13 protein-coding genes are annotated in these 16,525 nt (G+C 49.2%); 5 read left to right on the forward strand and 8 right to left on the reverse strand.

All coding sequences use genetic code 11. The annotated features are described in order from the left end of the window. The first annotated feature begins 454 nt into the window (after positions 1 to 454). From casA to cas6e, 4 genes are all read left to right on the forward strand, one after another. Positions 455 to 1,984: a type I-E CRISPR-associated protein Cse1/CasA gene (gene casA, locus EOJ37_RS01300; RefSeq protein ID WP_127956851.1), complete on the forward strand. Its 1,530-nt coding sequence runs from the start codon at positions 455 to 457 to the stop codon at positions 1,982 to 1,984. 105 nt (positions 1,985 to 2,089) lie between these two features. Beyond that, positions 2,090 to 3,226, forward strand: coding sequence for a type I-E CRISPR-associated protein Cas7/Cse4/CasC (gene cas7e / locus EOJ37_RS01305; protein WP_127956853.1), 1,137 nt, complete (start codon positions 2,090 to 2,092; stop codon positions 3,224 to 3,226). A gap of 1 nt (position 3,227) precedes the next feature. Then, positions 3,228 to 3,878 carry a type I-E CRISPR-associated protein Cas5/CasD gene (gene cas5e, locus EOJ37_RS01310; protein ID WP_127956855.1) on the forward strand — a complete coding sequence of 217 codons (651 nt, stop codon included), beginning with the start codon at positions 3,228 to 3,230 and terminating at the stop codon, positions 3,876 to 3,878. Further along, positions 3,869 to 4,480 (forward strand): type I-E CRISPR-associated protein Cas6/Cse3/CasE, encoded by a 612-nt coding sequence (cas6e, locus tag EOJ37_RS01315; protein ID WP_127956857.1) that lies wholly within the window; start codon positions 3,869 to 3,871, stop codon positions 4,478 to 4,480. Before cas5e ends, cas6e begins: the two co-directional genes overlap by 10 nt. Positions 4,481 to 5,571: 1,091 nt before the next feature. Here the strand turns inward: cas6e and dusA are convergent. The 7 genes from dusA to bioB form a co-directional block, all read right to left on the reverse strand. Next, positions 5,572 to 6,627, reverse strand: coding sequence for a tRNA dihydrouridine(20/20a) synthase DusA (gene dusA, locus EOJ37_RS01320; RefSeq protein WP_127956859.1), 1,056 nt, complete (start codon positions 6,625 to 6,627; stop codon positions 5,572 to 5,574). A gap of 380 nt (positions 6,628 to 7,007) precedes the next feature. Further along, positions 7,008 to 7,559, reverse strand: a complete 552-nt coding sequence (locus EOJ37_RS01325) for a DUF2335 domain-containing protein (RefSeq protein ID WP_127956861.1) — start codon at positions 7,557 to 7,559, stop codon at positions 7,008 to 7,010. Positions 7,560 to 7,995: 436 nt separating this feature from the next. Continuing rightward, on the reverse strand, positions 7,996 to 10,011 hold the full coding sequence (uvrB, locus tag EOJ37_RS01330) for an excinuclease ABC subunit UvrB (RefSeq protein ID WP_127956862.1): 2,016 nt from the start codon (positions 10,009 to 10,011) through the stop codon (positions 7,996 to 7,998). A gap of 816 nt (positions 10,012 to 10,827) precedes the next feature. Further along, positions 10,828 to 11,505, reverse strand: a complete 678-nt coding sequence (gene bioD / locus EOJ37_RS01335; protein ID WP_420820606.1) for a dethiobiotin synthase — start codon at positions 11,503 to 11,505, stop codon at positions 10,828 to 10,830. Continuing rightward, positions 11,498 to 12,265 (reverse strand): malonyl-ACP O-methyltransferase BioC, encoded by a 768-nt coding sequence (bioC, locus tag EOJ37_RS01340; protein ID WP_127956866.1) that lies wholly within the window; start codon positions 12,263 to 12,265, stop codon positions 11,498 to 11,500. Before bioC ends, bioD begins: the two co-directional genes overlap by 8 nt. Beyond that, positions 12,249 to 13,400 carry an 8-amino-7-oxononanoate synthase gene (gene bioF, locus EOJ37_RS01345; protein WP_127956868.1) on the reverse strand — a complete coding sequence of 384 codons (1,152 nt, stop codon included), beginning with the start codon at positions 13,398 to 13,400 and terminating at the stop codon, positions 12,249 to 12,251. The genes bioC and bioF overlap by 17 nt, the downstream gene beginning before the upstream one ends. Beyond that, positions 13,400 to 14,437, reverse strand: coding sequence for a biotin synthase BioB (gene bioB, locus EOJ37_RS01350; RefSeq protein ID WP_127956870.1), 1,038 nt, complete (start codon positions 14,435 to 14,437; stop codon positions 13,400 to 13,402). Before bioB ends, bioF begins: the two co-directional genes overlap by 1 nt. A 93-nt stretch (positions 14,438 to 14,530) precedes the next feature. On the opposite strand from bioB, the gene bioA reads away from it, so the two are divergent. Further along, on the forward strand, positions 14,531 to 15,835 hold the full coding sequence (bioA, locus tag EOJ37_RS01355; protein ID WP_127956872.1) for an adenosylmethionine--8-amino-7-oxononanoate transaminase: 1,305 nt from the start codon (positions 14,531 to 14,533) through the stop codon (positions 15,833 to 15,835). Positions 15,836 to 15,884: 49 nt separating this feature from the next. On the opposite strand, the gene nfuA is transcribed toward bioA, so the two are convergent. Then, positions 15,885 to 16,460: a Fe-S biogenesis protein NfuA gene (nfuA, locus tag EOJ37_RS01360; RefSeq protein ID WP_127956874.1), complete on the reverse strand. Its 576-nt coding sequence runs from the start codon at positions 16,458 to 16,460 to the stop codon at positions 15,885 to 15,887. Positions 16,461 to 16,525: the final 65 nt, after the last annotated feature.

Genomic DNA, 16,525 nt, shown 5'->3' on the forward strand with positions numbered 1-16,525 from the left:
CCCATTGTTGATTACTATGTTCTAGCTAGCTAGTGAGATGTTATGAGAATGATGGCTATGGTTAGCATTCTATGCTGACGATAACTTGGATTCTCAAAAAGAGAAAATGAGAGGTAATCACGGTCAGGATGAGAATTTAAACCTCAAGTTGATAGATTAAAAGCCTAACCCAGTCATTGGCATGGCTGATTTGGATAGCGGCAGTTTATCGCAGTTGGATTGTACTTCGGTATCGATTGTACCCCGATGTATGAAGATTGCAGATATCACTCGAGATCCCAATCGCGCCACGGGAAAAAGGGCTAAGTACATAACTGCAGTTGAGCGCTGTGACTACAACACAGTGACGGCAATGTTAGGGTGATTGTTCTGTTAACAATCAAAAGCTGGCCAGCTCTGGGCGCGACTCAATCAGTCCAGATGGTTTGGTACAAGGAACCACCAAGGGGAGAACATGACAAAAGCGTTTAATTTACTTGATGAACCGTGGTTATCTGTAAAGATGCTCAACGGTGCGCACAAAGAGTTAGGCTTGCTGGCACTCTTTCAGCAAGCAGATAAAATCGCCTTTTTGACCGAAACCGCACCACCAGCACTGATTGCCCAGTATCGCCTGTTATTAGCTATCACCCACCGCGCACTATGTACTGCCCTACCCGACTGGCAACCAAACCGATCGCTGTGGTTCAAACAGGGATTACCAAGTAGTCTAATTATTCAATACCTTGAACAGTGGCGAGAACGCTTTTGGCTGTTTCATCCTGAACACCCCTTTATGCAGGTTGCCGCTTTGGCCTCTGCACCAGAAACCGCAGATAAACGAAAACCCTGGACACAGATCGACCTTGCCTGTGCCAGCGGTAACGCACCGGTAGTTTTTAGTCATTCACTTGATGCAGTACCGAGTCGCATCACGCCAGCCGCAGCAATACGTCACTTGTTGGGTTTTTTACAAAGCACACCCGGAGGACTAGTCAAAACCTTTCGTGATGCCGACAAAGCCGGGCCGTTAGCCAATACCGCTGCCATACTTCCTTTAGGGAATACGCTGACTCAGACGCTGTTGTTAGCGCTACATGCTCCTTCTGGTGCAAGCGCAGATCTACCCTGTTGGGAACGTCCGGCATTGACCATTCAAGAATTGCGAGGCGCACCCACTCCGGCTAGTGGCCCAAATGATCGCTATACCCGTCAGACTCGTGCCGTGCTGCTACTGCGTGAAGTCTGTGGTGACATCTGCTACCTGCGCTTTGCTGCTGGCCTGGGACTGGAAGACGATCCCACAACAGTTGATCCAATGGCTTGCTATCGCGCCGGTATCAACGGCCAGGTGCGTTTGACCTTTGTCGAAGGCAGATCTCTATGGCGTGACCTACCGGCGCTATTACCTGATGATGGCAGTCACAAATCGGCTCCAGCGCCGATCTTAATTGAGGCTTGTCAATTGGCTCGGGTGTTAGCGATCCCTGTGCTGCCCCTGCTGATTGCCGGCTTGGCTTGTGAACAGGCTAAACTTTTACGTTGGCGCAGCGAAGTGTTATCGCTGCCACTGGTGCTATTTGAACAACCTACACTCACCACGCTGGTGTGTGAACTGCTTGAAAAAGCAGAAATGCTTTTTACTGAACTGAAACAAGCTGGCATCCAATTGATCGCCGGGATACTGCCTGACAGCCAGAAAAAAGATACCCGTAATCGTGCGCGCATCCTGTTTGATGTTAGCCCTGCTGCCAGAGTTTATTTCTGTCAACTTGAACCGGCGCTAATGGTGCTACTGGGAGAAATCGAGAAACAACCTCAACAAGCCAGCCAGCAATGGATGCAATCATTGAAGTTAGCCGCATTAAAAGCCTGGGAAGTACTACTTGCCTACCAAGGAGGAGGAAGTCGATTGTGGCGTTCCAACGCCAAAGCTGAACCGCGTTTACAGTTAGCCATTAACCAGTATATGGCAGTTGCCACTGATGGTAATGGATTAATATAAAAAATAATGAGTTATATAAAGCACAGCCGCTGGCGTACGAATTTCTGTCATGTTAGCGAGCTATCTGGCAAGGCAAACGAATAATGACTCGTTCAAGGAGAAATCATGCCTTTGTTTATTGAATTGCATCTTATTCAAAATTTCGCTCCTTCTAATCTCAATCGGGATGATACTGGGGCACCTAAGGATGCGCTATTCGGCGGGCAGCGCCGAGCGCGGGTAAGCAGCCAATGCTTTAAGCGCGCCATGCGACTCTATAGTCGCCAGCATCAACTGATCCCGGAAGAATATTGTGCTCTACGGACTAAAAAGCTACAGGCACTGCTGCTAGAACGCTTAGTCGGCCGAGAGACACAAGAGGCTGCGCGTAAAATTGAAGTCGCACTCGCCGCTGCCGGGCTTAAATTGAAAGAAGAAGGAAAGACCGAATATCTGCTTTTTCTTGGCGAACGCGAAGTCGCCGGATTCGCCAACCTGATTAATGATCATTGGGATCAACTACAGTTCTCTGCACTGAGTGAAAAAAAGAGCAAAAAAGAGAGTAAGGCTGCCGTTGCACCGGAATTGGCCAAACAGGCAAAGCGGATCCTTGATGGTGGCAAAGCCGTTGATGTTGCTCTGTATGGACGAATGCTTGCAGATCTACCGCAAGTCAACCAGGACGCCGCCTGCCAGGTCGCTCATGCCATCAGCACTCATCGTGTTGAGCGGGATTTCGATTACTTCACTGCGATCGATGATGTCAGCCACCCTGGTGAAATCGGAGCTGGAATGTTAGGACAGATCGAGTTTACTTCTGCTACCTTCTACCGTTATGCCGTGTTGGATCTAGCAAAACTATTACACAACCTACAAAACGATCAGGAGTTGACGTTATTGTCTGTTGATGCACTGATCCAGGCAATGGTACGTGCCATTCCGAGTGGTAAACAGAACAGTTTTGCAGCACACAACTTGCCAGAATTTATTGGCCTCAGTTTACGCAGCAGCCCACTCAATTTAGCCAATGCATTCGAACGTCCAGTCCAGCCTAATTCCAGTCAGAGCTTAACCGCTTTATCAGTAACCGCTCTGAGCCAATACGAAAGCAAACTGGCCCCCATTTATGGCCATGCCAGTGATCGCTGGGCACATATTGATTTAACTGGTCAATGGCAACAGCCAAACAGTGACTCACATACTTCAATAGCTGAACTCACCCAATGGGTGAAGGAAGCTATCGTTAGTCAATGGAGAAAGTAATATGCCAACTCTGCTACTGCGTTTACAAGGAGCAATGCAATCTTGGGGTACGCCTAGCCGCTTTGATGAGCGTGAAACAGAAACTGAACCCTCTAAATCAGGGGTCATTGGCCTAGTGTGTGCTGCATTAGGCCGAGATCGCAGTGAAGAGATTGATGATCTGGCAATGTTGTCGATGGGTGTTCGGGTTGATCGGGAAGGGATCTGTTTACGTGACTATCAGACGGCAACCGGCGTGTTGACTGCCGCCGGTAAAGTCGAACTGGGGCGCACCGTGGTCAGCCCACGTTATTATCTGGCAGATGCTGTTTTTCTGGTCGGGCTAGCGGGGGAAGATCGGCAATTACTGCAACAAATCCACCACGCACTGCGCGCACCACACTGGCCACTCTTTTTGGGGCGCAAAGCGTGCGTCCCGTCGCCGCCAGTCTATCTACCTGATGGGCTGTGTGATAGTGATCTAGAGACCGCGCTGCGCCACTACCCCGCGCTAGTGACTCAAGCTACCGACCAACCTCGTCGCATCTTACTGGAAGCTTCTCAGGGGGCTCTACGCTATGACCAACCTATCGCCCCTTTTATTGAGCGTCGGTTTGGCTCACGCTTTGTCACTACCTTGCCTTGGCAACCACAGGGGGAAGCATGTTCTTAACTAAATTAATGCTGAATCCGCATAGCCGCGAAGTGCAACGCGATCTGGCCAACCCTTACGAGTTGCATCGAACACTGGTACGTGCCTTTGTTGCCGATGCCAAAGCAGCACCAAGACGTTTTTTGTGGCGCCTAGAATCTAATCATAGCTGGCAACAGCCTATATTATTGGTGCAATCTGCGTTCCAGGCTAATTGGGCACCCATTATTCAGTTGTCGCACTATTTGGATGCGGAGATCCAGGAAAAAACCGTCGAACCAGAACGCTGGTTAATTACCGACCATACTTTCCGTTTTCGCCTACAGGCAAATCCAACGGTCAGTCGTCATGGTAAACGCTGGGGATTAATGAAAGAGGAGGAACAACTGGGCTGGTTAGCTCGACAGGGTGAACGTAATGGCTTTTTAGCAATGCAAACCCAATGTAGTGGCATGGTCATGTTACAAGCGCGTAAAGGGCAGAATAAATTGAGCGTATTAAGTGTCACCTTTGATGGTTATTTACGCGTTGTCGATCCCGAACTATTGTGTGCAGCAATGTCCGCTGGTATTGGCCCGGCCAAATCTCTCGGCTGTGGCTTACTCACACTCGGCAGAGGCTAATGCTAATTACGTAATTTGTTGACAAAATAAAATTATCTTTGTATCTTTTTTGCTCTAAAAATGTTCTTAATTTTAAGACTCTTTGTTGCTCGTGTGTTGATATCACACAGATATATTTATCATCTGCCAGTGTACTCATTAAGTTCGGACACTGACATCTCGGAATTTTCAGCCTACGGCTGTTTCCCTGCCTGAGCAGGGATGAACCAAGGTTGTGGTCGATAGAACCATCGATGGGCATTACCTCCCCGCAGTTGCGGGGATGAATCAAGTTTCCCTCACAGTAGCCTACGTCAAAACATAGGCAGTGCTCGCTGCCGCACGGCACTGGCGACAGCTAGCTGCCCGATTACAGATAAATAAACATGGCTCTATGCACCAACTGTCGTGTTGTGTTGCTGTTCTTCTCACCCGTTATGTCGAAAAAATGGGCGGTTTAGCTGGTGTTCACTCGGATTAATATATTGTCTTAGCTACGATAATGCTGCAACTCAGCCAGAACAGAGTGTTGCGCTCAGCTATCCGGATAAAAAAATTTATGCAAACTACCAATCTATTTTCAATATTGGTCTAACATTTACAGGGTGTCGTGAGGTTTCTTCTGGAGTAAATAGCGTTACTCAACGTAAGAAGATGTAGAACGTGCAGAGTATAGAAATATCAATGCTTATTTTTCCATCATTACAGCTTGAATCGCAACAATTGAGTTGCTATTCCCCGTTGTTGCGGGGATGAACCTGAAAATTGCGTAGCAATGAAATTGACACTATCTGTTCCCCGCATTGGCGGGGATGAAAAAATTGCTGACAAAAACCAGAGGATATACCACGCGCGATATCAAAAAATCGGTGACTGATCGACAACAAATGTTAATAGCGATTGTTACTTATCTCAACAGAGGTAACTCATCTTTGCTCGCTTGAGATAATTATCACACTTGATGACGAATATATTGCAAACACTGCCAATCAATTCACCCTGTTTAAGCAAATGTGATAGTCAAATATACTCAACCGCATTCATCTGGCCGCTATCACTATTCGTTTTATAACTATTCTTTTTTGTCACGCGATTGACGAACAATAAATCAACTAGTTTGCACACATGTTATTAGCCGCAGGACGCATAAAAGCTAACGCCTGCTCCACTGTCGCCACACTAGCCCCTGGTTTGTGAGCATGTTCACTCAAATGACGACGCCACTGCCGAGCACCCGGTATCCCCTGAAACAACCCAAGAATATGACGCGTTATGTGGCTAAGATAGGTTCCTTTTGCCAACTCTCGTTCAATATAGGGGTAGAGCGCCTCAACAACCGCAATATTGTCGATTATCGGCTGATTAGCGGAAAAAATCCTGTTATCCACTTGTGCTAATAGACTGGGATTCTGATATGCCTCACGGCCAACCATCACGCCATCAACATACTGCAGGTGCTGTTCTGCCTCTGCCAATGTTTTGATGCCGCCATTGATCGCAATCGTCAAAGTGGGGAAATCACGCTTAAGTTGATAAACACGCGGATAATCTAATGGGGGAATTTCACGGTTCTCTTTTGGACTTAATCCTGAAAGCCAAGCTTTACGAGCGTGGATAGTGAACATATCACACCCACCATGCTCAGCCACCGTGGCAACAAAATCGCACAAAAAAGCGTAGCTATCCTGATGATCAATGCCAATACGGGTTTTGACTGTTACCGGAATACTCACTGCATCTCGCATCGCTTTGACACAATCCGCCACCAGCCTTGCCTGCCCCATCAGGCAGGCTCCAAACAGGCCATTTTGTACACGATCTGAAGGGCAACCAACATTGAGATTGATCTCGTCATAACCGCGTTGCTCGGCCAATTTGGCACAATACGCCAGTGCGCTAGGATCACTGCCACCCAATTGCAGTGCAACAGGATGCTCTTCCTCGTTGTAAGCTAAATAATCACCTTTGCCATGAATAATCGCACCGGTAGTGACCATCTCACTATAAAGAAGCGCTTGTTTGCTTAACAAACGGTGGAAGTAACGACAGTGGCGATCACTCCAATCCAACATCGGTGCCACGCTGAAGCGGTGGGCATGGTAACGAGATGTTATTTCTCTCTTTTCGATAGATTTCTTTTGAGCGATCGGGGGGATATTCTCGTGCATTTTGGGTCGTTTGCCGTATTTTTACTTTATCAGGACACCATACAGCACCCCTGATTCATGGGGTGCTGGGCAAAGGTAACGAAAAAACGGCTCACTATAGCATAGAAACAGGCCAACACGCAGGCAGAACCTCGTATCGCTGCTGTAGTGTGGGAGAAAACCATGTAAGACTGAGGCATCGATTAGTGGCCTCATAGGCTTAAGTGAAAATAATTTATTGTTTTTTTTGAAAATTACACCAAGAACAAGAGAGAAATAACAGTCTTGCCTTCCAGATCATGTATTCTATCGGCGTAAAAAAACCCGTCGGAACGGGTTTAGTCATTTGATCAGAGTTTCTCGACTATGTGGATAGGTAAAAATAGTCTTAACTATCGACTTTATTTGTGTTTTTCTTCGGATTCACTTGTCTGTGTTTGCCGCCGCCTACCGAAATGAAAAACACTGACTAATGCCACCAGCGTTGTCCCCAAAACAGTGGTGGCAGGCCAATAAGCTCCACTCGCTACCATTGCCAGTGAGACGCCGGACAACACAAGAACACACGCGAAGGCGAGTATTTGTCCCCGTTTATCCTTTGATATCGCACCTTCGAGAGCCCGCCGAGTCATCTCATGCCGGTGGTTTTGTTCGCTTTTTGCCATGCCAACAATTTCTTTAGCCAGCCCGGGCGTTACTCTCTCATACCTTGCAAGTTCCTCAGCGTCGGGGAGTGGGCCTGTCCTCATTCTGGAGACCTTCATCATTACTCCCACACCATCAGGCGATTCGGTAATTCTTTCTATTAATTCAGGATCACTACTTGCGTCTTGCATCAATAACGCAGCTGTTCCATCAACAGCTTCGTGGACTGCTTCAGTCCGAGTAACTGGTGCCTGCTTTGATGGTCTTTGTTTAGTTTTGGCAACCGTGTCGTGTTTTCTTCGACTCATAGGTCTTCATCGATTCCCTGAGATAATCCCCAACAACCTTCCAGTCCCCGCCAACCATCTGATAATCAGACGATAATTTTCGGAACTCCTCATATTCACCAGCAGGTTGTAGATCAAGAATTGAACCGATAGACCGCAATATCCGCTTAGTGGCGTTCTTCATCTGGAACTCCTCCGTTTTGTTTTGCGCTTTCAACAGCACCCTACAGCGCCATGAGCATCACTCCTCAGGGAGTGTATAATCAAATTCGCTTATGATCAAACCAGCCTATTGTCACAAAGCTGACACGCCTCGATGCATCATGCATTATCGTCACTGATTACGCAGCAACGACCAATCTCATCAATCCATTTTTCCTGCCAGCAAAAATCTTGCTGGTTTAACAAGCGCTAAAAACATCGCGTTTTACCGCATGTTGATGCCTCTCTGAACAACTTACGACAATGCAATGAACTGCTGACGCAGTTGGTGGATCTCATCGCGCAGTGCCGCCGCCTGTTCAAACTCCAAATCCTGGGCGTGTGCATACATTTTCGCTTCCAGTTGCTGAATTTTTTGCTCCAACGCTTGTGCAGTTAGTGGCTGATAACTGGGTGAATGCTCCGCCGCTACCCGACCACGCGTTTTTGCTTTGTTGCTATTAACCGGCTGACCGAGTTGCAAAATGTCATTGATTTTTTTATTCAATCCTTTGGGGACAATATTATGGGTCTGGTTGTAGTTCTGCTGTTTGATCCGACGGCGCTCTGTTTCACCGATCGCCTTCGCCATAGATTCGGTGATCTTGTCGCCATAGAGGATCGCTTTGCCATCGAGATTACGCGCAGCACGACCAATGGTCTGAATCAATGAGCGCTCTGAACGCAGAAAACCCTCTTTATCGGCATCCAAAATAGCAACCAGCGATACCTCCGGCATATCCAACCCTTCACGCAGCAGGTTGATCCCGACCAGTACATCAAACTCACCCAGCCGCAAATCACGAATAATTTCCACCCGCTCCACGGTATCGATATCCGAATGTAGATAACGTACCCGTGTGCCGTGCTCTTCCAGATATTCAGTTAAATCTTCCGCCATTCGTTTGGTTAATGTGGTGACTAATACGCGCTGATCTTTTGCACTGCGTTGGCGAATTTCACTGAGTAGATCATCAACCTGTGTTGATACAGGCCGTACTTCCACCAGTGGATCCAACAATCCGGTGGGGCGCACCACCTGATCAATCACCTCTCCACCGGACTTTTCCAACTCATACTTACCGGGGGTCGCAGAAACATAGATGGTCTGCGGTGCGAGTGCTTCAAATTCCTCGAAACGCATTGGCCGGTTATCCAGTGCAGACGGCAGACGAAACCCATACTCGACCAGTGTCTCTTTGCGTGATCGGTCGCCTTTATACATTCCGCCGATTTGTGGAATGGTAACATGCGACTCATCCACCACCAGTAATCCATCGGCGGGCAGGTAGTCGAACAGTGTTGGTGGCGGTTCCCCTTCCTCTCGACCAGAGAGATAGCGTGAATAGTTTTCAATGCCGGAACAGTAGCCCAACTCATTCATCATCTCCAGATCGAACTGGGTACGCTGTGCTAGCCGCTGCTCTTCGACCAGTTTGTGGTTGGCCAGCAGCACTTGCCGCCGTTGTGCCAACTCCAGTTTAATCGCTTCCATCGCTTCAACGATGCGATCTCGCGGTGTGACGTAGTGTGTTTTCGGGTAAATGGTAAATCGCTGCACGGTCTGGATCATCTGCCCGGTCAGCGGATCGAACAGCGATAGACGCTCGACCTCCTCATCGAACAACTCTACCCGCAGTGCCAATTCATCCGACTCTGCCGGAAAGATATCTATCACTTCACCACGCACCCGGAAAGTTGCGCGTTGAAATACCTGGTCGTTACGGGTGTATTGCAGCTCCGCCAAACGACGCAGAATAGCCCGCTGGTCGATCAACATCCCCTGCGTTAAATGCAGCATCATCTTTAAATAGAGATCGGGATCTCCGAGACCATAAATGGCGGATACCGAGGCGACAACCACCACGTCACGCCGTTCTAGCAGCGCTTTGGTGGCAGAGAGCCGCATCTGTTCGATATGCTCATTGACCGACGCATCCTTCTCAATAAAGGTATCCGAGCTGGGTACATAGGCTTCTGGCTGATAGTAGTCGTAATAGGAGACAAAATACTCAACGGCATTTTCTGGGAAGAAGGCTTTCATTTCACCATAGAGCTGGGCTGCCAGGGTCTTGTTCGGTGCCAACACCATTGTTGGGCGATTGAGATCAGCTATCACATTGGCGATGGTGAAGGTTTTACCAGAGCCTGTTACACCGAGCAGCGTCTGGTGCGCTAATCCATTCTCCAGTCCAGCCTTCAATTTATCAATGGCTTGAGGTTGGTCACCTGCCGGTTTGAACTCTGCATGTAGCTTAAAGTGTTTGCCCATTACCGTTTTTCCTCCCGATTTGTGACCAGGCAGTAACAAAAATATGTATCTGCGCAGTGATTGTAACAATAAGTCTATTGAAACTTGCAGTCTGTGAGAACCCGATAGCGCGAGCAAACACTGCCATCATGATACTGGATATAAAACCAGCAAAACAAGAGTGATGCCAAAAACAGTTTAATGACTCAACAAGCTATAGCAGGTGATCAAAGTGATATCCAGTGCCTCTGGCGCGTAAATTGCCACGCACTCCTTTGACTCAACACCTCACTCAACGCTGCTGAGCAGGCAGAGCGATAGCGATTTAGCAACTAGCGATAAGTTGAGTCGCGGCGGCAATAATGTCGTTATCTCAAATAATAGCTATCACATCAGCAGGATAATTCTGCTCGTGCCAAACAGCCTAAATGTTATCCCCAAGCTAAACCGGCCACGCACTACTAGCTGGAAAATAACTGCTTATACGCTGCTTGATCCTGATGGCTTGATTTTATTTAATCAACTGATAAATAACAAAATCAAAAAAAGATGAGAATACAGGCAACAAAGGCAAAACCCGCCTAGGATCGCTGTTTAACAGACTTTTCTAGGGATAATGCACAAGGTTATCCACAAGAATAGTGGATAACTCACACTACCCCGCGACGGACGGGAGTTACATCAGTAGTGCGATCACTGTGCCATCCCCTGGCAATGCGTTGATTAATATTTTTTTACAAAAAAACACCTTTTTTACCGCCAGCTAAACTAACGGCTGGTTTAACTAGCCAACAAAATACATATAATTGAATTACAATTATTTTTTGTTAGGTGCACTCAATATATCAGCCGGGATAAGTCCAAATAGTGCGCCAATCGCTGTTGTTCAACAGCGGCTAAATGAGGAAACGTACCTAAAAGTGGTGCAGGCAAGCGCTGACACAATGCTGCCAGATACTGTTGATGACGTCCCCCCGGTGCCATCACTGTGTTGGCAACCCATCCAGCCAATCGCAATCCCGCTTGCCTGATGGCTAATGCAGTCAGCATGGCGTGATTAATACAACCTAACTTGACCCCTACCACCAAGATCACTGCAAGTTGCTCTTGCTGCACCCAATCAGCTAACGTCTGTTGTGCAGAGAGTGGCGTAAACCATCCTCCCGCCCCCTCGATCACCAGCCAATCCGCCTGCTGCTCAAGTTGACGTAAACCAGCGCTGAGATCAGCGAGTGCGATTGGCCGCCGCTCAATGGCACTGGCGATATGGGGTGCTGTTGCTTCAACAAAGCGGTAGGGGTTTACTTGTTGATAGTCAAGCGGCACACTGCTGTGCCGCTGTAATGCTAAGGCATCGCTATTACGCCATCCCTGCGGCGTCATGTGACAACCAGAGGCAACCGGTTTATAACCGGCACAGCGCCAACCCTGCTCAGCAGCGGCTTGCAATAACGCACAACTGACGACCGTTTTCCCAACTTCAGTATCGGTGCCAGTGACAAAATATTTAATCACGCTGAATAACTCCATAGACTAAGTGGTAGCTGAGCGGAAGCTGGCGATCGCACTTGGGATAGGCTGCCTGCAAAGCAAGTAGCCGTTGGCGCGAAAGTAGGCCTCTGTGACGTCCTTGCTGCAAATGTGTCGCGCCAATCGCTTTTAATCCGTGCATCAATGTCAGTACATTCGGATAATTCAACGTGTTCCAACTCACTTCCAGGTGATGTTTATAGCGTTGACAGGCTGTGCGGATCTCTGACAATGGCAGAAATTGATTGATATGTGACGTTCCATCCACTCGCTGCCAGGCTTCAGCCAACTGGTGCAATGAACCTTCAGCCAAGGTCGAAAACAAGATCAGCCCACCCGGCCGGGTAATGCGCAATAGCTCCGCTAGCACTTGTGGTAAACTGTGGCACCACTGCACTACTAAATTACTGAAACAGATATCAATCACCTCTGCTGACAACGGCAGATGCTCAAGATCTGCCTGTAGGTAGTGGTTCGCTGCCTGCTGTTGGCGTGCATAAGCCAACATACCAGGCGCCAGATCCAACGCGATCACCTGTTTACCCAACGCACGCCAACGGCGGCTAAAATAACCGGTGCCACATCCTGCATCCAGCACCGATAAACCTGTATGCGCACTCCCGAATGCCAGTAGCCGTTCCCCCACCTCACGTTGCAATTGTGCTGCGCTGTCATAGTGGCTTGCCGCACGGCTAAATGCCTGTGCAACCGACTGTTTATTTGAATAATTATCGCGTCGCGACATCAAGCACCTCCAGCAGACGTTCAATATCCTGCGCCTGATGTGTCGCACTGAGCGTCAGACGTAGGCGAGCGCTACCAAGCGGCACGGTAGGCGGGCGGATCGCCGTTGCCCATATCCCATGTGTGCGTAGGCATTCAGCCAATTGCAGCGCTTGCTGATTGTCACCTACCAGCAGCGGCTGAATGGCACTCTCTGAATCCGCCAGCGGCAATGCAAGTTGTGCGGCGCCAGTGCGAAATTGTCGAATATGGCTTTGTAACTGCTGGCGCAAGTGATCGCCCTGCTGGATACAGTGCAGTGCTGCCTGTACCGCACAGGCTTGTGCCGGTGGCATTGCAGTGCTGTAGATTAAATGACGGGCAAATTGCAGCAGATATTCCGCTAAAAAATCAGAGCACAGCACTGCCGCACCACTGACTCCAAAAGCTTTACCAAAGGTGATCACCAAGATCTCTGGTTTAACATTTTGTTGCCAGCAACTGCCACGGCCTCGATCGCCATAACTGCCAATACCATGTGCATCATCCACCAGCAACCAGGCCGCGTGTTGCTGTGCCAGTGCCTGAAGCTCCACCAACGGTGCGGTGTCGCCATCCATGCTGAATACCCCTTCAGTGATCACCAGTTGCTGGCCGAGACATTTTTTTTGCAGCAGTGCGGCTAATTTTTCCGGTCGATTATGCTGAAAACGGCGTAACTGTGCGGGGCTTAAATGTGCCGCTTCCTGCAGTGATGCATGGCTTAATCTATCGGCTAATATCGCATCGCCGTTGCGCATTAATGCCGCTAATACCGCCTGATTGGCGGCATAGCCGGAAATAAACAGTAACGCACGCGGGTAACCAAGCCAATCGGCCAGTTGCTGTTCTAACTGCTGGTGCGCAGCAGAAAAACCACTGACATGGGCAGAACCGCCGCTACCGACACCATAACGCTCTGCCCCTCGTTGCCACGCAGCAATCACCGCTTGATGCTGGCTAAGCCCTAAATAGTCATTACTGGAGAAATTGAGATAACACCTGCCATTCAGCGCTACATGACGGCCATTGACGCCATAATGTACCTGCCGCTGACGATAAGCATTTTGCTGTTGCTGCTCCCTGAGCGCTTGCTCAATACGCTGCTGCCAGTTCATCACTCTGCTGCATTGTAGTACTGGGCAGTATCGGCGCGTAGCAACTGCTCGCTCAACTGCTGTTGTTGTTGCTTATCACCCTGTTCGCTAGTGACCCAGTGCGGGTTTAGACCAAGCTTAACAAACAGTTGCCGATCACGATCCTGTGCCGGGTTAGTGGTGGTGAGCAGTTTGCAGCCATAGAAGATCGAGTTTGCTCCAGCCATAAAACAGAGCGCCTGTGTCTGTTCACTCATCTGTTCACGCCCTGCCGATAGGCGCACATACGAGGTCGGCATCATAATGCGAGCCACCGCAATAGTGCGGATAAAATCAAACGGATCCACGTCAGGACTCTCTGCCAGTGGCGTGCCGGGTACTTTTACCAGCATGTTGATCGGCACACTTTCCGGAGCAACCGGTAAATTAGCCAGTTGCAGCAGCAGCCCAGCACGATCAGCCACACTTTCGCCCAGGCCAACAATACCGCCACTGCACAGTTTGATCCCGGCATTGCGCACATGTTGCAGGGTATCTAGCCGCTGTTGATAGCGGCGTGTTGTGATGATCTGGTGATAAAACTCTGCCGAAGTATCCAAGTTATGGTTGTAGTAATCCAGTCCGGCCGCAGCCAGGCTCTGCGCCTGCTCATCACTCAGCATACCCAGTGTCATGCAGGTCTCCATACCGAGAGCCTTAACCCCCTGCACCATTTGCTGTAAATAGGGCATATCACGCTGGTGGGGATCTCGCCAAGCTGCACCCATACAGAAACGGCTCGCGCCTGCCGCCTTGGCTTGACGTGCTGCTGCCAGCACCTGTTCAACCTGCATCAGTTGTTCACTCTCCAGGCCAGTTTTATAGCGGGCACTCTGTGGGCAATATTTACAATCTTCCGGACAAGCACCGGTTTTTATCGATAACAGGGTACTGATCTGGATTTGCCGCGCATCAAAATGCTGGCGATGAACCGTTTGTGCTTCAAATAGCAACTCAAGCAATGGTTTTTCAAACAGCATTTGTGCCTGTTCCAGAGTCCAGCGATTCTGCTCAGCCATTAACAGCTCTCCCGATACAATCAAAATGTATCGCCAGTGTAAGTATTACCGCTATACTGTCAACCGCAAATATCAACTAATGGTTTACAAGTGATGTTATTGACTACCGACGATCTGGCTTTTGATCAGCGCCATATTTGGCACCCCTATACCTCGATGACACAGCCTCTACCCTGCTATCCAGTCACTGCTGCCAGCGGTGTCGAGTTGCAACTTGCCGATGGACGTAAGCTGATTGATGGCATGTCCTCGTGGTGGGCTGCAATCCACGGCTATAATCATCCAGTATTAAATCAGGCCGTTAGTCAACAGCTAGCGCAGATGTCACATGTCATGTTTGGCGGTATCACCCATCCTGCTGCGGTAACGCTGGCGAGACAACTGATCGCCATCACGCCACAAGCACTTGACTGCCTGTTTCTGGCTGACTCCGGGTCAGTCGCGGTGGAGGTTGCACTTAAAATGGCCTTACAGTATTGGCAAGCACGCGGTGAACCACGGCAACGAATGTTGACTGTGCGCCACGGCTACCACGGCGACACCTTCGGCGCAATGTCCGTTTGTGATCCTGCCGGAACGATGCATAGCCTGTATCAGGGCTATCTCCCCGCTCAGTTGTTTGCTCCTGCCCCACAGTGCCGCTTTGATCAAGTCTGGGATGAACATGAGATCGCGCCATTAACTCAATTAATTGAAAAACATGACAAACAGATTGCGGCAGTGATCATTGAACCGATTGTGCAAGGCGCTGGTGGAATGCGCATCTACCATCCCACTTATCTCAAGCGGTTACGCGAGCTGTGTGATCGTCACCAGCTGCTGCTGATTGCCGATGAGATCGCCACTGGGTTTGGCCGCACCGGTAAACTGTTTGCCTGCCAGCACGCTGAGGTTGTGCCCGATATTTTATGCCTCGGAAAAGCACTGACGGGTGGCTATATGACACTCTCCGCGACACTGACTACACGTCGAGTGGCAGAAACCATTAGCGATGGTGCTGCCGGCTGCTTTATGCATGGCCCCACTTTTATGGCTAACCCATTGGCCTGTGCCGTCGCCTCTGCCAGCCTTAATCTGCTGGCCAACAATCAGTGGCAACAACAGGTGGCTACGATTGAAATGCAGCTACGTCAACAGTTGCAGCCACTCGCTGATCTGCCAAACGTTGCGGATGTGCGGATATTGGGGGCAATCGGTGTTGTTGAGATGAAGCAGGCCGTGGATGTTGCGGCGCTACAGGCACAGTTTGTTGCTGATGGCGTATGGATCAGGCCATTTGGACGATTGATCTATCTGATGCCACCGTACAACATCAACAGTCTACAGTTGTCACGTTTAACCACGGCCATCACCAAGGTTGTGCATCAGATTTGCACCGCGTCATCAACGGCTGGCTAGATAAAGATAAATGGCGGGAGAACACGCCCCCCCCGCCACACAGAAGATATTAATAGTATGAGTGCGAGCCACGCTGATGTTCAGTCAGATCACGCACACCTTTTAACTCAGGAAACTGCTTCAGTAGCTCTTTCTCAATCCCTTCCTTTAGGGTGACATCAACCATCGAGCAACCATTGCAACCGCCACCAAACTGTAGGATCGCGATACCTTCATCGGTGATCTCCATCAAAGTCACTCGACCTCCGTGGCTAGCCAGTTGCGGATTGACCTGCGATTGCAGCACATACTCAACACGTTCCAACAACGGAGCATCATCATCGACTTTGCGCATCTTGGCATTTGGCGCTTTCAGTGTCAGTTGTGAACCCATTTGATCAGTAACAAAATCAATTTCAGCCTGTTCCAGATAAGGAGCGCTCAACTCATCAACATAAGCAGAAAGCTTATCGAATTTTAGCTCAACATCACTCGCTTCTACTGCATCAGGTGGACAGTACGACACTCCGCACTCTGCCGTTGGCGTGCCCGGATTGATAACGAACACACGAATTTGCGTCCCCTCTTCCTGATTTGCCAATAGCTTGGCGAAGTGCTCTTGTGCAGCCTCAGTTATATGAATCATAGTATCCACCCAATAGTTGACTTTTATAGTAGGGTATAATACGCCGATTAATCGGTCACGACAAT

It is taken from the genome of Serratia microhaemolytica (genome assembly GCF_004011885.1).
GTDB lineage: Bacteria > Pseudomonadota > Gammaproteobacteria > Enterobacterales > Enterobacteriaceae > Serratia_G > Serratia_G microhaemolytica.